Genomic DNA, 21,887 nt, shown 5'->3' with positions numbered 1-21,887 from the left:
CGTCGTCCCCGCCAAGTCCGTCGTCCCCGTCGAGTCCGTCGAGCACGTCCGTGCCGACTGTTGCGTACGCACGTTCGATAATCACGCCCCGAGTCTCCCATGGAGCGGCCCGGATTCCCCGGAAGAACTAGCTTGCGTAAGTCAAGCAATCTAATTATGGTTGAGTTAGTCAAGCAAACCAGTTCCGACGGAGGCCCCGCCATGTCCCACGCCCTTGCCCGACCCGCCGACGCGGGGGCCGGCACCCCCGCGCGGCCCAACGCCGTGGTGGCGGTGCTGGCCCTGGCCGGGATCGTCGTCGCGCTGATGCAGACGCTGGTCATCCCGATCGTGCCGGAGCTGCCGAGGCTGCTGGACGCGCCGGCGTCCGACACCGCCTGGGCGGTGACCGCCACCCTGCTCGCCGCGGCCGTGGCGACGCCGGTCGTGGGGCGGCTCGGCGACATGTTCGGCAAGCGGCGGATGCTGCTGCTCAGCATCGTGCTGCTGGTGTCCGGCTCGGTGGTCTGCGGACTGGCCGACTCGCTCGTCCCGATGATCATCGGCCGGGGTCTGCAGGGGCTGGCCGCCGCCGTCATCCCGCTCGGCATCAGCATCATGCGGGACGTCCTGCCCGCCGAGCGCCTCGCCGGGTCGACCGCCCTGATGAGCGCGTCGCTGGGTGTCGGCGGCGCCCTCGGGCTGCCCGCCGCCGCCTTCATCGCCGACAACTGGGACTGGCACCTGCTCTTCTGGACCTCCGCCGCCCTCGGCGCCCTCTCCTTCCTGCTGGTCCTGGTGGTCGTACCGGAGTCGAAGGTCCGCACCGGCGGCCGTTTCGACCTGGTCGGCTCGCTCGGGCTGTCCGCCGGACTGGTCTCGCTGCTGCTGGCCGTCTCCAAGGGCGCCGACTGGGGCTGGACGAGCGGGACGACGCTCGGACTGTTCGCGGCGGCGGTCGTGGTCCTCGGCTCGTGGGGCTTCTACGAGCTGCGGGCCAAGCAGCCGCTGGTCGATCTGCGCACCACCGCCCGCCCCCAGGTGCTCTTCACCAACCTGGCCTCGGTCGCGCTCGGCTTCTCGATGTTCGCGATGTCGCTGGTCCTGCCGCAGCTGCTCCAGCTGCCCGAGCAGACCGGCTACGGCCTCGGCAGGTCGATGATGACCGTCGGCCTGGTGCTGGCCCCGCAGGGTCTGGTGATGATGGCCATGTCCGCGGTGTCCGCCGGGCTCACCAAGGCCAAGGGGCCGAAGGTGACCCTGATGGTCGGCGCGCTGATCGTGGCCGCCGGGTACGGGCTCAACATCGTCCTGATGAGCGAGGTCTGGCACCTCGTCCTGGTCTCCTGCGTCATCGGCGGCGGTGTCGGCTTCACCTACGGCGCGATGCCCGCCCTCATCATGGGCGCCGTACCGGAGTCCGAGACGGCCGCCGCCAACAGCCTCAACACGCTGATGCGTTCGCTCGGCACGTCGTTCGCCAGCGCCCTCGCCGGCGTCATCCTCGCCCAGATGACCACCGACTTCGGCGGCTACGCCCTGCCCTCCGAGAACGGCTTCAAGGTCGTCATGGCCATCGGCGCCGGCGCGGCCCTCCTCGCCTTCGTCCTCGCCTCCTTCATCCCCGGCCGCCGTACGGCCGCCCCGGCGCCGGACGCCCGGGGCCCCGTACAGCCGACGGAGACGAAGTCGGAGACGGAGGCCGCCACGGCGAAGGCGTGACATCCCCGCCCCCAACCCTCACCCCCCGTACACAGCGAAACCCCCAGGCCATGGGCCTGGGGGTTCGTCGTCGCCGGGGGGAGGCTCAGATGGTTACCACTGTCGCAGTCACTTGGCGTTGATCAGGTCGTGCGGCGGGACCTGGACCGTGCGGGCGCCCTCCTTGCCGCCGAGGATCACCTTGCGCAGCGCGACGTTGTTCTTGGTGTTGGTCTCCTGGAGGCGGTTCTCCGGGTTGGCGATGACCTGGATGTAGTACGTGCCGTTCGGCAGGTCGGTGATGTCGAAGGACTGGCCGGGACGGTACTGGGTGTACGTGTCGCCGGAGCCGACGTCGAGGACCTCACGGACGTTGATGGCGTCCTCGGAACCGCACGCGGTGGACAGGTCGGTGTTCTCCGGGTGCCAGTTGGCGTTCTTCACCGTGTAGTCGATGGCGTCGGTGTTGGCCAGGCAGAACGCCTCCTTGCCGGAGCGCACCTCCTTGGTCTTGTCCTCGCTGAGCAGGCGGTAGCTGGCGAAGTCCGTGAAGTGCCAGTGCTCGTGGCCCTCGCGCGGGTCCCACTCCATGGTGCCGGCGGGCGCGTAGCCGACCTGCTTGCCCTTGGCGTCGTAGAAGTACTGGTACGAGTCCATCAGGTCCGCGCCCGGCTTGCGGAAGCCGTCCACGACGAGGGGCGCGGGGCCCGCGTTCCAGACGTTCGCGCTGAAGGCGAGGTAGTCCTTGCCCGCCACGTCGCCGTCCTCGCCGTCGGTGATGGCGATGTCCCACGCGGGCAGCGAACGCAGGTCCGGCTTGGGGGTGTTCGCCGGGGCGCCCGCCTTGCCGGTGGGCCGCTTGGGGGCGGCCTTCAGCGCGGGGGCGATGCGGGAGCCGTCGGTGTGGCCGGCGCCGTCGCCCAGGTGCTTGGCGCGGCCCCGGTCGACGAGGGCGTACGGAAGCTCGGGCGGGGTCGGGGCGTCGGCGCCGCGCGGGCCGTAGTGGTGGGTGTCGGGGGCCGGCTGCTGCCCGTCCGGGACGGCCTGCGCGGTCTTGCCGCCGCCGTGGCCGCCACCGTGGTGGGAGGAGGTGGACGACGAGGACTTCGACGGGGCCAGGCCCTCGCCCCCGCCCTCGGTGTCCTCGCGCACGGTCACCTTGACGGTGGGCCGGTCGTTGCCCATGCCGAACAGGTCGCGGTACTTCTTCGCCACGCCCACCTGGGCGGTGTACTCACCGGCCGGCAGGTCCACCGGGGTGTCGTAGTTCCAGCTGGTGGTGTTGGTGGCCCAGCCCTTCTCGACACCCCACACCGAGCCGAGCGTCCACGGGTTGGTGGAGCAGCTCTGCGGATAGTGGTTGGTGTCCGGGGCGTCCGGGCGGATCCGGCCGGAGGCGTTGTTCGGGCAGAAACTCCCCTTGCTCTTCACGACCTCCTTCCCGCTCGCGTCCTTGACGGAGATCTCCAGGAAGTCCTTCAGCCCGGAGAAGTCGTCGACGGTCCCCTTCGGCAGGGTCTTCGTCTTGACGGTCTTGCCGTCGCGGAGGATCTGCTTGGCGACGACCGGGTCCTTGTACGACTTACGCGTCACCTGGAACTCCAGGGGCGCGTTGTCGACCGAGACGTACGTCCCGAGCTGGAGGCTGACGCCTTGGGACCACTCGTAGCGGGTGAGCGTCACGGACTTCGACGCGGCGATCAGCTTGATCTGCGGCTTTCCGGGGGTCTTCGCCGCGGCGGGCGCGGCACCGGCGCCGGGGGCGGCGCCGGCGACGGCGGCCACCACGGTCAGCGAGGCCAGGGCGGCGAGGCCCGGGCGGGTCAGGCGCCGGCGGCGCTCCTGGCCGTCGGTCGGGGTGATGGAGCTGGTGTTCTGGCTGGTCATCGGTTCCTCGTCTGCGAGTGCCCTGGTCAGGGGCATCGGACTGGACAGCCCACGGACGACGACCGACGGACCCGGCCGGCCGTGCGGATGCGCCCCAACGCACCCCGGAGCCGACCGGCCGGACCCGGCCCGTTCACCCTGTGAGCAACTTGAGAGATTGGTAAATGGCGGGTGTGGGTTGCCTGTTGATGAGGAATTCGGCAAAAGGTGTGGCTGGTTGCGGCGGGTGGTCCGTGGCGGGCACGGCTCGCACACATGCCCGTACGTCCCTGCGGAACGGGCGCCAAGTCCCCGGCGGATCCACGCAGGAGCGTCACACAGCCTGCACACAGCTCTGAGAATGGCTCGTTAGCGTTGCTGACCGCTCGATCCGCTCGATCCCACGTGCGAACGTGACGTGACCGGGCCGCGGCCCGGCGGGTCGACGGCATGCCCACACAGGAAGACCGCCATCTCTCCATGGACTACTGCACCTCGTGTCGCCGACATCTCAACGGCGCTCTCGTGTGCCCCGGCTGCGGCGCCTACGCGCCCGACATAGCCCCGGCCACGATCGACAGCCGGGTCAGCCCCTCGGGCCCGGCCGGGACGACGGCCACCGGGCCGGTGATGATCCCGATGCCGCCGACGACACCGGCGGCACCGATGGTGCCGACGCTGCCGACGGCGGCCTGGGGATACGGGGCGGGGGACGGCGGCTGGCACGAGGGGCCGGTGTCCGGCGTCGAGGACGTCCACGTCGACGTCGACGCACACGCGGATGCCGACCCTGACGTGGACCTGGACGGTGTCCCCGTGGCGCCGCAGGGGCGGGCCGCGCGGCGGCGCCAGATGGCGCGGTGGAAGAAGAACCAGCGCCGGGCCGTGGTCGCGACCGCCGTCGCACTGGTCGGCGGCGGGCTGACCGTCATGGGCATGGACCGGCAGTCCACCGACCGCACCCAGGCGGCTACCGCGCCGGACGCCGAGAGCCTGGGCTCCGTCGAGGAACAGGGCTCGCAGGGCGGCCGTACGTCGTCCGCGACGGAGACCGACGACACCCGGCGCACCCCGGACGCCCCCACCACCTGGACCCCGTCCGGCGACACCTCGCGCGACCGCTCCACCGCCAACCGGTCGGGCTCCCGCGCGCAGCACCCCAACGCCCCCCGTACGGACTCGGCCACGCCGTCCGCCCAGGAGGCGCGGACCGGCTCCGCGGGCGCGGGCGGGACCACCGCGGACGACCCCACGACCACCCCGTCGGCCGGGACGACCACGCCCCCGGCCACCGACGACGCCGGTTCCTCGGCGGACACGGGCGCGGGCACGGGTTCGGACACGGGTTCGGGCTCGGACTCCGGTGCGTCCACGGGTACCGAGACCGGCGGCGGCTCGGACTCGGGCAGCGGCTCGGACACGGGAACGTCGGACGGCGGTTCCGGCTCCGACACGGCGACGACGTCGCCCTCGGGGCTGTGCCTGCTCGGACTGGTCTGTGTGAGCTGACGTACGACCGCCGGCTCGACCGTGCGAGAAGGGCCGGCCGTCTGACGACGGCCGGCCCTTACGCGTCACGCGCACTCCCTGCACGCGGACTCCCTCAGTGCTCGTCGGCGGCCACCGGGCGTGGCCAGGAACGTCCGCTGACGCGTTCGATATCGGTGTTGAACCGCTCCAGGTCGGCGACGAAGCGGCGGAGGCGTTCGGCGGGCCAGTCGGCGATGACACCGGTGAGGCCGTCGACGAACTCCTCGCGCTGCGCCACGAGACGCGCCGCGCCTTCCTCCGTGATGCGGAACTTGCGGGCCACTCCCCCGTCGGGGTCGAGGGTCCGCTCCACCAGGCCCTCCCGCAGGAGCGCCGAGGTCTGCCGGGTGAACGTGGACGCGTTGAACCCGAACGCCTCCACGAAGTCCGGGATGGACATGGGCCCTTGGGCCTCCAGCCGGGTGAGCAGCACATAGGCGCTGCGGTCCAGGGCACCGCCGTCGCGGACGCCGCGCGGCGTCGACGTCTCGCGGTTCCGCGTCAGGATCAGCAGCTCCCGCTCGATGCGCTCCCCCGCCTCTCGGGCATCCACCGATCTCCTCCTGACCGTCCGACCTCCGGGCCCCTCACCGAGCCCCTGACTGAAGCCTTCACCCTACGTCGAAATTGCGCCATGCACGGAGAGTGCATCATGCACCATTGATGCATGATGCACTACCTGTGTAGCGTGCATTCCTGTCTCCCTCCCTTCCCCCCACCAGGAGATGACGAGATGAGCCAGACCGAGACGAGCGGAACCACGAGGAACACGAAACACGGGACGCAACACCCGGACGACGAGGTGGTGCGGCTGCCGATGGTCAGTGACGGCCCCCTGGACCCGCCCGCCGCATGGGAGCGGCTGCGCGCACGGTGCCCGGTGGCGACGGTCGAGCTGCCGAGCGGCGACCGGGCGAAGTTCGTGAGCCGTTACGCCGATGTCCGCGCCCTCCTCTCCGACCCGCGCTTCGCCCGCCCCCGCGCCGGGGAGGACTCCGCGCGGCTCTCCGCCGACGGCTCGGGCGGTGTCGCGGCCGACGCGTCCCCCGAGTACGAGCTGGCGATCCCGGAGACGGGCGAACCGCATCTGCGCTGGCGGCGCCAGGTCGGCCGGTACTTCACCGCGAAACGCATGGCGGCGCTGCGCCCGGGGATGGCGGGGATCGCCGAGTCCCTGCTCGACGAGATGACCGAGCGGGGGCAGCCGGCCGATCTGAAGGCGGCCCTCGGCTTCCCGCTCCCGGTGTACGTCATCTGCGATCTGCTGGGCGCGCCGGCCGGGGACCGGGACCGTTTCTCGCACTGGTCCGACGCGTTCCTGAACGTCAGCCGGTTCTCGAAGGAGGAGACGGGCGCGGCGTTCAAGGAGTTCGCGGGCTATATGGCCGCCCTGGTCGCCGCCAAGCGGGCCGCGCCGGGCGAGGATCTGCTCAGCATGCTGATCGTGGAGAGCGCGGCGCTGCCGGAGGCCGAGCGGCTCACGGAGGCCGAACTCCTCGCCACCGGCATGGGGTTGCTGGTGGCCGGTCACGAGACCACCGCGAACATGATCGGCAAGATGGCGGCGCTGCTGCTGGCCGACCGGAGCCGCTGGGAGCGGCTGCTCGCGGACCCGTCCCTCGTCCGTACGGCGGTGGAGGAGGTGCTGCGCTTCGACGCCAACCTCGGCGGCTTCGGGATGCGGCGCTATCTGAGCGAGGACGTGGACCTCGACGGGGAGGTGCTGCCGGACGGGACGACGGTGTTCTGCGGGATGTCCTCGGCCAACCGCGACGACCGTGTCTTCGCCGCCCCCGCCGAGATGGACCTCACCCGCAGCCCCAACCCCCACCTCACCTTCGGCGCCGGCCCCCACTCCTGCCTCGGCCAGGCCCTCGCCCGCACCGAACTCCAGGTCGTCCTGGAGGTCCTCCTCCGCAAGCTCCCCACCCTCGAACTCGCCGTCCCCGCCGACGAGTTGCGCAAGGTCGAAGGCCTCCTCGTCGGCGGCCTGCGCGAGGTCCCGGTCCGCTGGTGACGACGAAGGGTTCCGTGTCCCCATGAAGCTCCACGTCGACGAGACGAAGTGCTGCGGCGCCGGCCAGTGCGTCCTCGTCGCCCCCGACATCTTCGACCAGCGCGACGAGGACGGCATCGTCGTACTCCTCGACCCGGCCCCGCCCCCCTCCCGCCACCCGTCCGCCCACGAGGCGGCGGCGGTCTGCCCCGCGGGGGCGATCGGGGTGGACCCGGAGGGGTGAGCCGGGGGCGGGCCCGCCCCCTACGTCCCTGCACCCCTACCCCCGCGCCGCCCGATGCGGCCCCAACTCCGCCAGGACTTCTTCCAGTTGGCCGGCGGTGAGGGCGGGGCCGGGCAGGGGCGGGGTCGGGGGACCCGGAGGGCGGAGGCTGTCGAGGAGGAGGGTGAGGGGGCGGCGCCAGGCGTCCGGGGTGGTGGCGGAGGTGAGCGCGGGGACGGCGCGGCCGAGGGCGGCGAGGGCGAAGAGGACGTCCTCGGTGGTGACGTCGGCCCGGACCGTGCCCTCGTCACGGCCGCGCCCCAGCAGGAAGGCCACGGTCCGCCGGTTGTGCTCGTGCACGTCCTCCAGGACGTCGACGCCCCGGACGTGTGTGGTCATGAGATCGTTCGTGCCCCGGTCGGCCGCGAGCGTGTCGAAGACCGCGCCGAGGTATTCGTTCAGCCCGGTCCAGGCGTCCGGCGCGTTGCGGACCCGGTCCCCGACGGCCATGGTGCCCGCGAGCTGGTCGTGGAAGACGGCGTCGATGAGCGTGGCGCGACTCGGGAAGTGCCGGTAGAGCGTCGCGTTGCCCACCCCGGCCCGGCGGGCGATCACATCCAGCGGCGCTTCGAGCCCCTGCTCGGTGAACACCTCGTGGGCCGCCGCCATCAGCAGTTCCCGGTTCCGCCGCGCGTCACGCCGCCGTGGCGGCGGTGTGACGGGGCCCACACCGACGGTCATCCTGATCCTCCGCGTGAAACGGGGACTGCACCCCGTCGCCGATGCCCCCGACAGCCCCGATGCTATCGTCGAGGCATTAAACGGGGAGTACTCCCCATATAGATCAGAGGTCACTCGGGGCACATCCACCCGCGAACGGAAAGGCGGCGACCAGTCATGCGAGCGCCCACACTGGACGAACTGGCCCCCGACGGCCATGACTTCGCGGCCGACCCGCACCCCGTCTACGCGGCGCTGCGCGCGCGGGGACCCGTCCACCGGGTGCACATCCCGCAGACGGGTGACTGCTGGCTGGTGGTGGGCCGGGACGCCGCGCGGGCCGCGCTGACGGACCCCCGGCTGAGCAGCGACATCCGCCACTCCGCCTGGGACACGGACGGCGGACACGCGATCGGCGTGAACATGCTGCAGAGCGACCCGCCGCACCACACCCGGCTGCGCGGCTCGGTCGCCGCGCGCTTCACCCCCGCCCGCACGGCGTCCTTACGCCCCCGGATCGAGGAGATCGCGACCGCCCTGCTGGCCGAACTGCCCGCCGAGGGCACGGCGGACCTGGTGAAGGGGTACGCGCTGCCGCTCCCCGTGGCGGTGATCTGCGAGGTTCTGGGCGTGCCCGGCCCGGACCGGGACGTGTTCCACGACTGGTCGACGGAGCTGGTGATGCCGACGTCGCCGGAGGCGGGGGCGGGCGCCGCGGCGGCCCTCACGGACTACCTCACCGACCTGATCGCCCAAAAGCGCGCCGCCCCCGACGACACCCTGCTCAGCGAACTCGCGGCGGCGGACGCCGAGGCCCTCTCCTCCGAGGAACTCCTCGGCATGGCCTTCCTGATCCTGGTCGCCGGCCACGAGACGACGGTCAACCTCGTCTCGGCGACCGTCCACAGCCTGCTCACCCACCCCGACCAGCTCGCCGCCCTCCGCGCGGACCTCACCCTGACGGGCGCGGCGGTCGAGGAGTCGCTGCGCCACAACTCCCCGGTCCACGGCACCGCGTTGCGCTTCGCCGCCGAACCGCTGGTCCTCGCGGGCACCCGTGTCTCCCCCGGCGACGCCGTCCAGATCTCCCTGGCCGCCGCCTCCCGGGACCCGGCCCACTTCCCGGACCCCGACCGCTTCGACCTCACCCGCCGCCCCCACTCCCACCTCGCCTTCGGCCACGGCCTCCACCACTGCCTGGGCGCCCCGCTGGCCCGCACCGAGGCCACGATCGCCCTGCGTCTCCTCCTGCGACGCCACCCCCGCCTCACCCTCGCCACCGCCCCGGCCGACCTCACCTGGCGGACCGGCGCCCTCCTGAGGGGACTTCCGGAACTGCCGGTCCGCCTCGGGTGACCGGCCGGGACCGCGACACCGGTCAGCCGGCGGCGACGGCCCGCTCCGCCGAGGGCGCCCGGCGCGGAGCCGGACTGTCGAGATGGACCACGACAGAGGCGTAGAACCGCTGTACGGCGTCGTCGACGCTGCGGATGAACCCGGACTCGGCGTTGCCGCGCGTACTGCCCATGCCCTTGAACAGGGACAGCCGGAACCCGGTGATCTGCGCGCCGTTGGCCGGGAGCAGGTCGGCCGGTTCGGGGCGCAGCCGTTCCAGTGTGCCCCGGGGGCCGCCGGTCCCGCCCTCGACGAGGGTCTCCACATGGAGGTCCGCCGGGGCCTCGGCCAGCCGCTTGACCAGGCGTTTGGCCCAGTTCAGGGGGTAGCCCTGCTCGGGCGGGGGGATCTCGATGGACGTCCGCAGCTTGCCCGTCCGCAGATCTGCGCTCAGCGCGAGGACACCCGGCGTCCCCTCGATGCGTACCTCGGACCGCAGCGTCCCCCGCTGGCACAGCTCGTCGGCCATCAAGGCCCGCCGGACCCCGGGGTCGGTGCCCCGCTTGGCGCGGCGGACCGGGAGCACCTTCTGCCCGAGTTCACCGCCGAGCCCCAGACAGACCTGCCGGATGAGCCGCTCCCAGCTCTCGACGACCTCCAGGGTGCGCGGATCGCCCTGGCAGAGGGTCTCGTCGTCGATGCCGTTACGGACGGGGACCCAGGCGGCGCCCATGTTCTGGAAGCCGTGGCAGCCGGAGTTGTCGTGCTGGAGGTAGTGCAGGAGTTCCTGGAGCAGCCAGGCATGCGCGCTGTTGCCGACGCCCTCGTGCCGGATCAGCATCTGGGCCTGGTGGGCGACCTCGGCCCAGGACAGATGCCAGAGGGCCACCTTGTGCTTGCGCCGGCCGTCGATCTTGACGTCGACGAGCGGACTGCCCTCCAGCGCGACGTCGTTGGACAGCGTGATCACGGCCTCGTAGCCGCGCCGCGCGGCGATGTCCATGTACGCCTGCACCTGTTCGCTCTTGAGGGCGTTGCCGTTGGTCTTGGTCTCCACCAGCGCGGTCCACAGCTTGCCGGCCCGCTCGACCCGGATCACACCGTCCGGGCGCCTCGGTGTCTCGCCGTGCGGGAGGGAGACCTCGGTGAACGTCTCCGTACGGCCCGCCGGCGCCCCGAACGCGGCGGTGAGCCGCCTGCCGAACTCCGGCACCTGCGCCATCACCGACAGCAGCACCGAGGTGGCCCGGGTCTCCCGGTCGCGGTCGCTCTTCAGCGCCGACACCGGGAAGAGCCGGGCCTCCTTCCAGGACTCGTTCTCCGCGAGGGACTTCTTCACCGCCTTGGGCAGCGTGACCTTCTTCTTGGCGGTCCGGGGGCGCGTGGACACCTTCTTCGGCTCCGCCGCCGCCGGCTCCGCCTCCTGCGGGGCCTTCTGACCGGCCGGCTCCGCGTCGGCTCCCGGCTGCCTGGGCGCGGGGAGTGCGGGGAGGGCCTCCGGCGTCGGCGACTGCCGCTCCACGGCCGGAGCCGCGACCGCGACCACGGGTGCCGCAGATGCCGACTCCGCCCGCTCGCCCTCGTCCTCGGCCGACTCCTCGGCCGACTCCTCCACCGGCTCCTCGGCCGCCTCGGCGTCGTCGTCGATGTCGACGCCGAAGTCCGTCGCGAGGCCCGCCAGTCCGGTGTCGTAGCCCTGGCCCACGGCCCGGAACTTCCACTCGCCCGCGCGCCGGTACAGCTCGCCGAAGATGAACGCGCTCACCGAACCGGCGTCGTCGATCGCGAACCGGAGGAGCCCCTCGCCGGAGCCGTCGGCCAAGGTCACGCGCAGATCGTCGAGTTCGCCGAAGCGCGCGTCCTCGTACCGGCTCGCGGCGACGACGATGCGCTCGACGTCGTCCGGGATCGCCGTCAGATCGAAGACGATCTGGTCCTCGCTGCCCTCCCCGGCCGGCTTCTTGCCCAGGAGTTGCACACTGCCGTCGGCGGCCACCGGGTTGTTGTAGAAGTAGAAGTCGCCGTCGCCGCGCACCTTTCCGTGTGCGCCCAGCAGCATGACCGAGACGTCCGCGTCGCCCTCACCGGTCGAACTGGCCCATCCCAGCGTCACACTCACCGAGTCGACGTTGTCGCTCAGTCCCGCCAACCCGACGTTGGCGCCCTTGGTCATCTCGTGCATGAAAGCCCCCAATCCCCGCACACGGGCATGCCGGGCCCCCTGCGCCCGTCACCCACTCCCCGTGTGACATGCCGCACATTCGACGCAGGCAGAACTCTAGTGCGCCACGGGCCGACATACGCCGATCCATCGGAAACCGTCCGATCCGGTGCCCCGGTGATCGGCTCGTGTGCCGGTCGGAGGAAGCTGAGGGCGGTGTCGTTACCCCCCAACTTCCAAGGAGACGACCGGAGATGACGAAGCGTCTGGCGCGTAGAGCGGTGTTGCGTGGTGGGCTGGGCGGTGGGCTGGTGCTTGCCGGGATCGGGGCCGGGGGCGGGTATGCCTCGGCCGCCGGGGGCCGGGGCGGTGAGGTGTACGTGCCGGTCGCGGTCGGGGCCGGGGGCGGGCCCGCCGGGAGTGACCGGGTGCATGTGCTGAAGGTGGGTCCGCGGGACGCGGGGACCGTGGTGGTGCTGGTGCCGGGGATGTTCGGCGCTGCCAACGACTTCCGGCTGATGGCACGGGATCTGGTGGCCTCCGTGCCCGGCATCCAGGTGTGGGCCGTCGACCGGCGGGAGGAGAACCTCGCCGACCGGAGCGGGTTCGAGGGCGGGGACCCGGCGGGCTACTACCTCGACGGGCGGTACCGGGTGCTGGAACCCTCCGCCGCCGGGTACTTCGGGCAGTGGGGGCTGACGCGGACCCTCGACGACCTGCGGTGCGTCGTGCGCGCCGCTCGCGCGGGCGGGCGGCGGCGGGTCGTGCTCGGCGGGCACTCGTGGGGCGCGACCACCGCGATGGCGTACGCGGCCTGGGACTTCGGCGGGCGGGCCGGGTACCGGGACCTCGTGGGGCTCGCGGTCCTCGACGGGGGCGTGCGCGGGGCGTTCGAGGGGACCGGGGCGCCGGTGCAGGACTCGCCGGAGGAGGTGCGGGAGCGGCTCGCGGCGATCGCCGGCGGGCGGGTCCTCGACATGACGCTCAGCGGGGTCGGGCTGGGCGGCCGGGCGGAGAGCACACAGATCTGGTACCAGCTCGCCGGGTGGTACGCCCACCACGACCCCGAGGGCCGGTCCGTCCTCCAGGACCGGGTGCCCGAGGCACTGCGGGTGCCGTTCCCGGTGACCAACGCCGCGCTGCTCGGCAGCTTCGTCGACGCCGGCTTCGGCTGGCCCAACGACATCAGCGTCCACTCCGGTCACCTCGCGGCCGAGGCCGACGCCGACGGCGTACGCGGGTGGGCCGACGACGGGATCACCCCGATCGGGCGGGTCGCGGAGGCGTACGCCGGGCCCGTGCCCGGGGTGTGGGAGTGGTACTGGCCGGCCCGGCTCTCCGTGGACCTGGACGTCAGCGACGTCTACGCCGACACCGACCTGGCCCGCTCCCTCGGACTGCGCCTGCGGCACGCCACCGGCCTCGACATACCCCTCTACGCCTTCGGGACCAGCTACTCCAAGGGCACCGTCGTGGAGAGCGCGCGCCGCGTCGTGGCGGAGTCCCGCGTCCCGTACGCCGTCCACGCGTCCGACGAGGGCATGAACCACCTCGACCCGCTCTTCGCCGCCACCGAGCACAACACGGCCACGCGCACGCTCGCGGAGTTCCTGAGGAGGGTCGGCACCACGGCCGGGTGACTCAGAGGGTGCGGGCCAGCAGGTCCAGCAGTGCGGCCCAGTGGCGTTCCGTCGCCTCGGGGCTGTGCATGGCGGTGTCGGCCTGGGTGAAGCCGTGGTGGGCGCCCGCGTAGACCTCGCCCCGGTGGCGGACACCGGCGGCGGTGAGGCTCCTGTCGAGGCGGGCGATCTGCTCGGCGGGGTTGGTGGAGTCGTCGTCCGCGTGGCCGAAGTACAGCTCGGCGGTCACGCGGTCGGCGAGGAGATGCGGGCTGTCCGGCGCGTCGGTCGCGAGGTACGCCCCGTGGAACCCGGCCGCCGCGGCCACCCGCTCCGGGTACGTGCCCGCCGTACGCAGCGCCAGCCCCGCGCCCATGCAGTAGCCGGTGACGCCGACCGGGCCGCCGTTCGTCAGGGGCGAGGCGGCCAGCCGGTCCAGGTAGACCCCGGCGTCCCGCATCGCCGCCTGCGGGGTCAGCCCCCGCATCGCCGGACGGATGCGCTCGATGATCTCCGGCCGCTCCGCCGGGTCGATGAACGCGGGAAGCTCCACCAGGGGCGCCCGCCCGCCGCGGTACATCACGTTCGGCAGCAGGACCACGTACCCCGCCCCGGCCAGCCGCTCCGCCATCCCCTTCAGATGCGGACGCACCCCGAACGCGTCCATGTAGAGCAGGACGCCGGGGTGCGGCCCGCCGTCGGCCGGGTGGAAGACATGCGCGTCGACGGTCCCGTCGGGGGTCGGGATGTCCGTCGGGAAGGCGCGTACGGAGGGGGTGGAGGAGGCGGCGGAGGCGGCGGGGGTGGAGGTCATGGGTGGGCTCGTTCCTGATGCGAGGGGTGGGGCGGCGAGGAGGTGGCGGAGGCGGGAGCGCCCCGCTCAGGCGCGGTCGGGCACCGTCGGGCCGTCAGGCGCTCTCAGTCGCCCGCGAGGGCCATGAGGGAGCCGCCCGGCTCGCCCCGGACGGCCGAGTCGGTCAGCTCCCGCACCCGGGCCGCCGGGACCGGCACACCCGGCGTCTCGAAGAACCAGCGCCCCGCCTCCTCCTGGCTCAGCCCGGCCGGGCGCTCCGCCAGGTACGGCGTGACGTACACCGGCGTACCCGGCTCGGCGCGCCAGCTGTCGGCGAGGGGGCCGAGGTCGACCGTGTCGTAGCCGAGGGCGTCGAGAAGGGCGGTCGCCTCCGCCTTGGCCGCCGGGTGGTCGCCCGCGATCGGCAGGGCGCTGCGGTCGGCGGCCCCGGCGGGCCGGGCGCTGGTGAGCAGCCGCCGGAAGTCGATGGTGTTGAACGCCTTGACCACGTACGAGTCGGCCAGATGCCGCTGCACCAGGGCGCTGGAGGTCAGCTCGGACCCGTCCAGCTCGGCGAGGCGGCCGTCGCGCTCCGGGTAGTAGTTCATGGTGTCGATCACGGTCCGGCCCGCCAGGTCGGCGGCGGAGAGCCGTGCGTAGGCGTGCAGCGGGACCGTGGCCACCACCAGGTCACCGGCGCGCGCGGCCTCGGCGGGGGTGGCGGCGCGGGCGCGGGCGCCGAGCTCGCCGACCAGGTCGGCGAGGGTCTCGGGGCCGCGCGAGTTGCTGAGGACGACGTCCAGTCCGGCGGCGACGGCCAGCCGGGCCAGCGCCCCGCCGATCATGCCGCTGCCGATGAGTCCGAGGGTCTTGGTCATGGCGACAGGTCTCCGGTCCGCGGTGAGAATGGATACCAAAGGTGAAACTGAGTGTCACGGTAGCCACTGAGGCTCACACCTGCAAGCGAGGGTCGTCCGGCGGTAGCATCGCGGGGTGAGCGGAGCGAGCGGAGCGGCACCCAAGGCGGGGGAGACCGCGCGGGCGAACACCAGGGACATCGCACGGGCCGCCGTACGGGCCGAACTGGCCCAGGTGGCCTTCGAGTTGTTCCTGCGCGACGGCTTCGACAAGGTGACGCTCGACGATCTGGCGTCGGCCGCGGGGGTGTCCCGGAGCACGTTCCTGCGCTATTTCGGCACCAAGGAGGACGCCGTCCTCGGCGCCTTCGACGCGCACGGCACCTGGGTCGCCGACGCGCTGCGCGCCCGCCCCGCCGACGAGGACGACTGGACGGCGCTGCGGCGGGCGCTGGACACGGTCATCCAGCGCTATCACCAGGACCCGGCGGGTTCGCTCGCCACCGCCCGGCTGGTCCGGGACACCCCCGCGCTCTGCGCCCGCCAGCTGGAGAAACAGCACGGCTGGCGGCCCACGCTGGCCCGGGCCCTCGCCGCACGCCACGGCTCCTCGGGGCCCCCGGCCCTCGCCGAGACCGTACGGGCCGCCGCCGCCATCGACTGCCTCACCATCGCCCTCGACCACTGGACCGCCTCGGACGGCGACCTCGATCTGGTGGCCCTCCTGGACGAGGCGTTCGCGACGCTGGCGTGACGGCCGGGGGCGCGGCCGGACCTCGGGGCGGGCGCGTCAGACGTAGACGATCGGGCAGCCTCGGCGGAGCGAGTGCTGGGCGGCGCGCAGATAGAGGGCGACGTAGAAGGCCGTGTCGAGGTCGTCGGCCCAGGGGCCCGGGCGGGTCGCCGCCAGTCTCTTCGCGTCTCCGTCCAGGAACCACGTGGTCAGGTCGAGGTTGTCGCACATCTCCGGGGTCTCGGGCGGCAGTACGACGGCCGCCGCGAGCCGCTCCGCGAGCGCCAGCACCTGAGGGGCGCCGGCGACGACGGCCGAGTCCGCGTAGCCGGTCTCGACGTCCAGCTCGATGTCCTCCTCCAGCGGCAGCGGCACCAGCACCGACCAGCCGCAGAGCCGCTCCGCCTCCTCGTGCGTGAGGTGGGCGTCGCACAGCCTGACGAACCCGTCCATCGGCGGGACCAGCTTCTCCTCGAAGGCCTGCCCGGAGCCACGGACGAACTCCGCCTCCTCGGGCACCGAGTCGTAGGACGGCAGCCCCCGCCGCCGCAGCTCCTCGTTCAACGCCGAGGCGACCCGCCCCCACCGCAGCTCCTCCTCGTCCTCCTCCTCGTCCTCCTCCTCACCCCCCTCCGCATCGAACCACTCCTCTGCGTCGACGCTCACCAGGTAGATCCCCATGGCCGGAACGTACCGCCCGCCACTGACATCCGGACCGGGGGTGTAGCCCGCTACACCCCCGGTCCGGGAGAGCACTCCCTCGTTACCCGGACCGCCGGACGGGATCGTTGAAGCACGAGGTCGGAACGGCCTCGTGACTCCCCCCGAAAGGAAAGTCCCATGAAGGCCCTGCTCGGTTCGAAGCCCGTCCTGTGGTTCCTGTTCCTGTTCAACCTCGTCGTCGCGGCGGCCGCCCCCTTCGTCGTCGACGGAGCGCAGGGCGTGGCGACCGCCGTCGGCATGGGCGTCGTCTCGCTCGGCGCGGGCGTCAGCCTGCTGCGCGGCCGGGGCCAGGATCAGAGGCAGGGTCAAGGTCAGGGCCGACGGCAGCACGCCTGAGCGTGAGCCGGGGCGACCGGGTCCCGTATCTCCGGTACCGGGTCCGTCACGGGACGGTCCGGATCAGGAACGACCGTACGAGTGCGACCTCTATCTGGCTATGGTCGACAACTGTCCACCTCGGCCCGCCAGAGAGCGAGCAACAACCGTGCTGGTCCTCATTCTGTCCGTCGTCATCCTGCTCGCGCTCGGCGGCTGCGTCTGCGTCTACTGGACGGCCCGAGGCGACGCGCCCGCCTGGGCGCGCGGCGTGGCCCGCACGACGGAGGTGGCGAGCAAGGTGGTGCGCCGCGCGAACACCGCGTCCAGCAACCGCAACAACGGCGACAACGACTAGCCGAGGCAGCCGAGGCCACCTCGGTCCATCTCGGACCACCTCAGGTCGCGTGCCGCGCCGCCGAGTGCCGGCAGCCGCTCCTGCCGCACTTCGCGGCGTCGCCCACGTATTCCGAGCACCCGCACGTACGGCACCGGCTCCCGAACCAGTCGTCGGCGAAACGCGCCGCTCCGACCCGCGTCAACATGGCGGCGGCTTCATGGCGCGCGCCGACGACCACGAGCGCGGCCTGCTCCAGCGCCTCGGACTGCTCGTCGCTGAGCGCCTTCAGACGCTCGTCGAAGTCGGGGATGTGCACCCGCGCCCGAGCGTGATGCGGCGGAGCGAATTCCGCATTGTGCGCGACAGCGGCCCGGTCGGCGTCCTCGCGGGTGCCGTACACGGTGCCGTCCGGTGCGTGGTCCTCCTCCGGGCAGTACGCCTCCCATCCGGTCCCGCTCCGTACGCCCGCGGCCGTCGGCTCGTCAAGGTTCGTCATCGGGGAAACACCTCCACGCCGAAGAGGCCCTGGACTGCCACACCTTCAGTGTCCGACCGGCGGCGCCGACCTGCCACCGGGAAGCCGCACAACTCCCGGGCCGTGCGAGGAGTCGTTCTCCCAGAGGGCTACGGAGGGGGAGCGGAATGGGCGGGTTCCGGAAGACTCGGGGCGGTGGGGCGCGTGGGGCGGCGCATCAGGTCGCCTTTTTCCTGCGGGAGTTGGCGTCGGAGGAGGCCGGGCGGCGGGCCGCCGCCGTCAAAGGGCTGGGGCGGGTGGGGTGTTGGGCCGCCGCCGAGCACGGTGACGTCGTGGCCGGGGTGGGCGCGGCCGTCGTGGGGACGGCCGGGGACCCCGACGCCCCGGTGCGGGCCGCGGCGGCGGACGCGCTCGGCCGGCTGGGGCCGCTCGGCGGGGAGGAGGCCGGGCCGGTGGTCGTCGGGTTGATGGGCGACGCCGACCCGCTCGTACGGCGCCGGGCCTCGCTCGCGGCCGAACGGCTGGCGCTGACCGGGCCGGACGTCACGGAGGCGTTCCGGCGGCTGTTGGAGGACCCCGACTGGCATCTGCGGCTCAACGGGATGATCGGCCTGGACAGTCGGGGCGGGACGGCCGAACCTGCCGTGCTCATACGGTTGTTGGGCGACCCGCGGTCGTATGTGTGGGGGCTCGCGCAGGGCGCCCTCTACCCCCGCCGGGACGAGCCGCTCGTACGGGACGAGCTGATCCGGACCGCCCGGCACGGCCACGGGCTCTCCCGCGCGCGGGCCCTGGAGATGCTGCCCGACCCGCAACTGCGCGGTCTGCGCGACACGTTCCTCGGCGGGCTGCGCGACGAGTGCCCCGAGGTTCGGCGGATGTGCGCGCTGCTCATCGCCAGGGAGCCGCGGTACGGCCCGGTCGGCGCGGTGCCGGCACCGCTGGGGCTGTCCGGGGCGGTCGACGGTCTCTTCTCCGCGCTGCGCCGGGCGGGAGCGCCCGAGTCGCTGCTGTCGCTGCTCCAGCCGTCGGAGACGGCCGACGCGCTCCTCGCCGCGCTGGAGGCCGAGACCGCCGCCGACACCGCCGCCCAGTTGCTGCGCGCCCTCGGCGATCGCGGAGACGCCCGGGCCGTGCCCGCCGCCGTACGGTGGCTGGACCGTCCGGGCGCGGGCGCGAGCGCCGTACTGGCGCTGGCCGGTATCGGTACGCCGACGGCGGTCCGGTGGATCGCGGCGACGGCCGCCGCCGGTCCCGGGCCCGACCTGGGCCCCGGTCTCGGCCACCCGTACGTCCGGGCGACCGCCGCCACCGCCCTCGGCGAACTCGCGGCCCCCGACGCCGTGGACACCCTGCTGCCGCTCCTGGCCGACCCGGACGCGGAGGTACGGACCGGGGCGCTGAGGGGACTGGCGCATCTGGGCGACCACGAGCCGCCGGGCCCACGACGCCGGGCGGTGACAAAGGCCCTGCTCACCCAGCTGACCACCGACGAGCGGAACCTCTGGTACACCGGCAACGCGCTCGCCGCGTACCCCGAGACCCTGCCCGCCGTACGACGGCTGATCGACCACCCGTCCGAGGAGGTCAGGGTGACGGTCCTCGGCGTCCTGGACGAGGACGACGAGAGCGACCTCGCGGTCCTCCTCGCCCACCTCGACGACGCCTCCGAGCCGGTCCGTCACGCGGCCCTGCGCGGGATCGGCCGCTACGTCGACGGATACGGCGAGCTGCCCGAGGCACCGCCCCCCGCGCCCTCGGCCGCCGAGCTGCTCGGCGTGATCACCGCGCTCGCGGAGCTTCCGTCGCCCAGCCAGATCGGCTACACGGCCCGGCGCGTCCTCGACGACCTGAAACGACACGGAGAGGCCGGCCCGACGTGAACCGCCGGGCCGGCCTCCTCCCACTTCTTCGGGTCGGCGGTCAGTCCGTGCCGAACTCCATCGCCGCGCGGTCCAGCAGCTCGTCGTCGTCGGAGCCGGTGGTCGCGCCGCGGGAGGCGATGGCCTCGGCGCCGCCCTCCGGGAGCTGCCCGATGAGGCCGGTCGCGGCGGCCTGGGCCGCGCCGATCGCGGGGCTGCCGGAGCCGATGAGGCCGAGCACCGAGTACTGCTCCAGCTTGGCGCGGGAGTCGGCGATGTCGAGGTTGCGCATGGTCAGCTGGCCGATGCGGTCGACGGGGCCGAACGCGGCGTCCTCGGTGCGCTCCATGGAGAGCTTGTCCGGGTGGTAGCTGAAGTGCGGGCCGGTGGTGTCGAGGATCGAGTAGTCCTCGCCGCGCCGCAGCCGCAGCGTGACCTCGCCGGTGACCGCGGAGCCGACCCAGCGCTGCAGGGACTCCCGGATCATCAGGGCCTGCGGGTCCAGCCAGCGGCCCTCGTACATCAGCCGGCCGAGGCGACGGCCCTCGGAGTGGTACTGGGCGAGGGTGTCCTCGTTGTGGACGGCGTTGACGAGGCGCTCGTACGCGGCGTGCAGCAGGGCCATGCCCGGGGCCTCGTAGATGCCGCGGCTCTTGGCCTCGATGATGCGGTTCTCGATCTGGTCGGACATACCGAGACCGTGCCGGCCGCCGATGGCGTTGGCCTCCATGACCAGGTCGACGGCGGAGGCGAACTCCTTGCCGTTGATCGTCACCGGGCGGCCCTGGTCGAAGCCGATCGTCACGTCCTCGGTGGCGATCTCGACCGACGGGTCCCAGAACCGGACGCCCATGATCGGCTCGACGGTCTCCAGACCGGTGTCCAGGTGCTCCAGGGTCTTGGCCTCGTGGGTGGCGCCCCAGATGTTGGCGTCGGTGGAGTACGCCTTCTCCGTGGAGTCCCGGTACGGCAGCTGGTGCGCGACCAGCCACTCGGACATCTCCTTGCGGCCGCCCAGCTCGGTGACGAAGTCGGCGTCGAGCCAGGGCTTGTAGATGCGCAGGTGCGGGTTGGCCAGCAGGCCGTAGCGGTAGAACCGCTCGATGTCGTTGCCCTTGAAGGTCGAGCCGTCGCCCCAGATCTGGACGTCGTCCTCCAGCATCGCCCGGACCAGCAGCGTGCCGGTGACGGCACGGCCGAGGGGGGTCGTGTTGAAGTACGCCCGCCCGCCGGAACGGATGTGGAACGCGCCGCAGGTCAGCGCGGCGAGGCCCTCCTCGACCAGCGCGGCCCGGCAGTCGACCAGGCGCGCGATCTCGGCACCGTAGGTCTTCGCGCGGCCGGGCACCGAGGCGATGTCGGGCTCGTCGTACTGGCCGATGTCAGCCGTGTAGGTGCACGGGACAGCACCCTTGTCGCGCATCCACGCGACGGCGACCGAGGTGTCGAGCCCGCCCGAGAAGGCGATGCCGACGCGCTCGCCGGCCGGAAGAGAGGTGAGGACCTTGGACATGGAAATATTATGCATGCCAATGCATGATCATGCAAAGCGCGGTTCCGGTGACGGCCCTCACGTGCGGGGGACGCGGGGGCCGTGGATCGCCATGGAGGGCTGTTGCGGGCCGTGGAGGGCTGTTGCGGGCCTCGTCAGGCGTCGCCGAGTTCCGTGAACAGGGTCAGCTGGAGGTCGCCGGGGCCTTCGAGGCGGGCGTTGAGCGAGTTCCAGGGGGTGCGGGTCGGCTCGGCGATCACCTCGGCGCCGGCCGCGGCCAGCTTCGCCGTGGTCGCGGTCGAGTCGTCCACCTCGAAGGCGACCCGCACATGACCGGCCACCCGGCGGCCGACCTCCACCTCGTCGATGTACTCCGCGTGCTTCGTGTCGGTGATCTCCAGCGTCGCCCGGCCCGCCTCCAGGATCGACACCCGCCCTCCGTGGGACGAGAACGCCGCCCGCTCGGGCAGGCCCAGCACATCGCGGTAGAAGTGCAGCGCGGCGTCGTAGTCGGCGGCGGTGACGACCAGCCGGAGTTCACGGACGGCGGGTACGGGCTCTTCGGACACAACAGCTCCTGGAGGAAAGGTAGTTGGACAATGGTTGGACGATAGTTGGATGGTGAAACGATGATCGCAGAGTCACCGGACATGACCGAGGACTGGCGGCACGACCGGATCGGCAGCGCGCTGCGGGGGACGAACCCGACCGTACTGCGCAGGCTGACGGCCGGGTTCGCGGTGATCGGGGACACGCAGTTCCTGCCGGGGTACTGCGTGCTCCTCGTGGACGACCCGGCGGTCGAACGGCTCTCGGAGCTGCCGAGGGCCCGGCGGGCGGCGTTCCTCGCGGACATGGACCGGCTGGGTGAGGCCGTCGAGCGGGCCTGCGCGCGGCTGGACCCGGCGTTCCGGCGGGTGAACCTGGAGATCCTCGGCAACACGGACCCGTTTCTGCACGCGCATGTCTGGCCGAGATACGGGTGGGAGCCGGCGGAACTGGTCGGCCGACCGGTGTGGCTGTACCCCCGGGAGCGGTGGAGCGACGGGCGTCACGCGCTCGGGGCGCGTCATGCCGGGCTGCGCGAGGCGATCAGCGAGGAGTTGGGGGTCGGCTTGCCGCCGGAGCCGGGCTGAGGGGGTGCGTTGTCGGGTGCGGGTCCGGTGA

The 21,887-nt window shown here is 72.7% G+C and carries 21 protein-coding genes; 11 read left to right on the top strand and 10 right to left on the bottom strand.

Going from position 1 to position 21,887, the window contains the following annotated elements; translation table 11 throughout:
• Positions 1 to 201 precede the first annotated feature (201 nt).
• Positions 202 to 1,701, top strand: a complete 1,500-nt coding sequence (locus J8M51_RS34080; protein WP_179203466.1) for an MFS transporter — start codon at positions 202 to 204, stop codon at positions 1,699 to 1,701.
• A gap of 108 nt (positions 1,702 to 1,809) precedes the next feature.
• On the opposite strand, the gene J8M51_RS34075 is transcribed toward J8M51_RS34080, so the two are convergent.
• Positions 1,810 to 3,567: a lysyl oxidase family protein gene (locus J8M51_RS34075; RefSeq protein ID WP_256966265.1), complete on the bottom strand. Its 1,758-nt coding sequence runs from the start codon at positions 3,565 to 3,567 to the stop codon at positions 1,810 to 1,812.
• 429 nt (positions 3,568 to 3,996) lie between these two features.
• Here J8M51_RS34075 and J8M51_RS34070 point away from each other — a divergent pair, with 429 nt between their 5' ends.
• Positions 3,997 to 5,055, top strand: coding sequence for an SCO2400 family protein (locus tag J8M51_RS34070; RefSeq protein ID WP_256966264.1), 1,059 nt, complete (start codon positions 3,997 to 3,999; stop codon positions 5,053 to 5,055).
• Between the two features lie 94 nt (positions 5,056 to 5,149).
• Here J8M51_RS34070 and J8M51_RS34065 read toward each other — a convergent pair whose 3' ends face one another.
• Positions 5,150 to 5,629, bottom strand: coding sequence for a MarR family winged helix-turn-helix transcriptional regulator (locus tag J8M51_RS34065; RefSeq protein ID WP_086762933.1), 480 nt, complete (start codon positions 5,627 to 5,629; stop codon positions 5,150 to 5,152).
• Positions 5,630 to 5,809: 180 nt separating this feature from the next.
• Here J8M51_RS34065 and J8M51_RS34060 point away from each other — a divergent pair, with 180 nt between their 5' ends.
• Both J8M51_RS34060 and J8M51_RS34055 read left to right on the top strand, forming a co-directional pair.
• Positions 5,810 to 7,093 carry a cytochrome P450 gene (locus J8M51_RS34060; RefSeq protein WP_267299731.1) on the top strand — a complete coding sequence of 428 codons (1,284 nt, stop codon included), beginning with the start codon at positions 5,810 to 5,812 and terminating at the stop codon, positions 7,091 to 7,093.
• A gap of 22 nt (positions 7,094 to 7,115) precedes the next feature.
• Positions 7,116 to 7,316: a ferredoxin gene (locus tag J8M51_RS34055; protein ID WP_267299730.1), complete on the top strand. Its 201-nt coding sequence runs from the start codon at positions 7,116 to 7,118 to the stop codon at positions 7,314 to 7,316.
• Positions 7,317 to 7,352: 36 nt separating this feature from the next.
• Here the strand turns inward: J8M51_RS34055 and J8M51_RS34050 are convergent, their stop codons facing one another.
• The gene (locus J8M51_RS34050; protein ID WP_267299729.1) at positions 7,353 to 8,036 is read right to left on the bottom strand and encodes a TetR/AcrR family transcriptional regulator; all 684 of its coding nucleotides are present in this window, start codon (positions 8,034 to 8,036) and stop codon (positions 7,353 to 7,355) included.
• 156 nt (positions 8,037 to 8,192) lie between these two features.
• On the opposite strand from J8M51_RS34050, the gene J8M51_RS34045 reads away from it, so the two are divergent.
• On the top strand, positions 8,193 to 9,371 hold the full coding sequence (locus tag J8M51_RS34045) for a cytochrome P450 family protein (protein ID WP_267299728.1): 1,179 nt from the start codon (positions 8,193 to 8,195) through the stop codon (positions 9,369 to 9,371).
• A gap of 22 nt (positions 9,372 to 9,393) precedes the next feature.
• On the opposite strand, the gene J8M51_RS34040 is transcribed toward J8M51_RS34045, so the two are convergent.
• The gene (locus tag J8M51_RS34040) at positions 9,394 to 11,532 is read right to left on the bottom strand and encodes a TerD family protein (protein ID WP_267299727.1); all 2,139 of its coding nucleotides are present in this window, start codon (positions 11,530 to 11,532) and stop codon (positions 9,394 to 9,396) included.
• 233 nt (positions 11,533 to 11,765) lie between these two features.
• Here J8M51_RS34040 and J8M51_RS34035 point away from each other — a divergent pair, with 233 nt between their 5' ends.
• Positions 11,766 to 13,151 (top strand): alpha/beta fold hydrolase, encoded by a 1,386-nt coding sequence (locus J8M51_RS34035; protein ID WP_267299726.1) that lies wholly within the window; start codon positions 11,766 to 11,768, stop codon positions 13,149 to 13,151.
• 1 nt (position 13,152) lies between these two features.
• Here the strand turns inward: J8M51_RS34035 and J8M51_RS34030 are convergent, their stop codons facing one another.
• Both J8M51_RS34030 and J8M51_RS34025 read right to left on the bottom strand, forming a co-directional pair.
• On the bottom strand, positions 13,153 to 13,944 hold the full coding sequence (locus J8M51_RS34030; protein ID WP_267299725.1) for a dienelactone hydrolase family protein: 792 nt from the start codon (positions 13,942 to 13,944) through the stop codon (positions 13,153 to 13,155).
• A 104-nt stretch (positions 13,945 to 14,048) separates the two neighbouring features.
• The gene (locus J8M51_RS34025) at positions 14,049 to 14,801 is read right to left on the bottom strand and encodes an NADPH-dependent F420 reductase (protein ID WP_267299724.1); all 753 of its coding nucleotides are present in this window, start codon (positions 14,799 to 14,801) and stop codon (positions 14,049 to 14,051) included.
• Positions 14,802 to 14,916: 115 nt separating this feature from the next.
• On the opposite strand from J8M51_RS34025, the gene J8M51_RS34020 reads away from it, so the two are divergent.
• On the top strand, positions 14,917 to 15,534 hold the full coding sequence (locus tag J8M51_RS34020) for a TetR/AcrR family transcriptional regulator (RefSeq protein ID WP_267299723.1): 618 nt from the start codon (positions 14,917 to 14,919) through the stop codon (positions 15,532 to 15,534).
• A gap of 36 nt (positions 15,535 to 15,570) precedes the next feature.
• Here J8M51_RS34020 and J8M51_RS34015 read toward each other — a convergent pair whose 3' ends face one another.
• Complete coding sequence (locus J8M51_RS34015) at positions 15,571 to 16,194, bottom strand: hypothetical protein (protein WP_086757979.1); 624 nt, start codon at positions 16,192 to 16,194, stop codon at positions 15,571 to 15,573.
• 159 nt (positions 16,195 to 16,353) lie between these two features.
• Here J8M51_RS34015 and J8M51_RS34010 point away from each other — a divergent pair, with 159 nt between their 5' ends.
• Together J8M51_RS34010 and J8M51_RS34005 are read left to right on the top strand one after the other, a co-directional pair.
• Complete coding sequence (locus tag J8M51_RS34010; RefSeq protein WP_086757980.1) at positions 16,354 to 16,572, top strand: hypothetical protein; 219 nt, start codon at positions 16,354 to 16,356, stop codon at positions 16,570 to 16,572.
• Positions 16,573 to 16,720: 148 nt separating this feature from the next.
• Positions 16,721 to 16,909, top strand: a complete 189-nt coding sequence (locus tag J8M51_RS34005) for a hypothetical protein (RefSeq protein ID WP_256965312.1) — start codon at positions 16,721 to 16,723, stop codon at positions 16,907 to 16,909.
• A 40-nt stretch (positions 16,910 to 16,949) separates the two neighbouring features.
• On the opposite strand, the gene J8M51_RS34000 is transcribed toward J8M51_RS34005, so the two are convergent.
• Positions 16,950 to 17,387 (bottom strand): DUF6422 family protein, encoded by a 438-nt coding sequence (locus tag J8M51_RS34000; protein WP_086757984.1) that lies wholly within the window; start codon positions 17,385 to 17,387, stop codon positions 16,950 to 16,952.
• Between the two features lie 221 nt (positions 17,388 to 17,608).
• Here J8M51_RS34000 and J8M51_RS33995 point away from each other — a divergent pair, with 221 nt between their 5' ends.
• Positions 17,609 to 19,249 carry a HEAT repeat domain-containing protein gene (locus J8M51_RS33995; RefSeq protein ID WP_267299722.1) on the top strand — a complete coding sequence of 547 codons (1,641 nt, stop codon included), beginning with the start codon at positions 17,609 to 17,611 and terminating at the stop codon, positions 19,247 to 19,249.
• A gap of 40 nt (positions 19,250 to 19,289) precedes the next feature.
• Here the strand turns inward: J8M51_RS33995 and argG are convergent, their stop codons facing one another.
• Together argG and J8M51_RS33985 are read right to left on the bottom strand one after the other, a co-directional pair.
• Positions 19,290 to 20,741 (bottom strand): argininosuccinate synthase, encoded by a 1,452-nt coding sequence (argG, locus tag J8M51_RS33990; protein ID WP_086756248.1) that lies wholly within the window; start codon positions 20,739 to 20,741, stop codon positions 19,290 to 19,292.
• Between the two features lie 134 nt (positions 20,742 to 20,875).
• Positions 20,876 to 21,289, bottom strand: coding sequence for a VOC family protein (locus J8M51_RS33985; protein ID WP_086756247.1), 414 nt, complete (start codon positions 21,287 to 21,289; stop codon positions 20,876 to 20,878).
• Positions 21,290 to 21,370: 81 nt separating this feature from the next.
• On the opposite strand from J8M51_RS33985, the gene J8M51_RS33980 reads away from it, so the two are divergent.
• Complete coding sequence (locus J8M51_RS33980; RefSeq protein ID WP_086756245.1) at positions 21,371 to 21,856, top strand: HIT family protein; 486 nt, start codon at positions 21,371 to 21,373, stop codon at positions 21,854 to 21,856.
• Positions 21,857 to 21,887: the final 31 nt, after the last annotated feature.

Origin of the sequence: Streptomyces griseiscabiei, assembly GCF_020010925.1 — a bacterium.
Lineage (GTDB): Bacteria > Actinomycetota > Actinomycetes > Streptomycetales > Streptomycetaceae > Streptomyces > Streptomyces griseiscabiei.
Note: the sequence above shows the minus strand (reverse complement) of the source record. Positions and strands in the feature narration are given on the sequence as shown.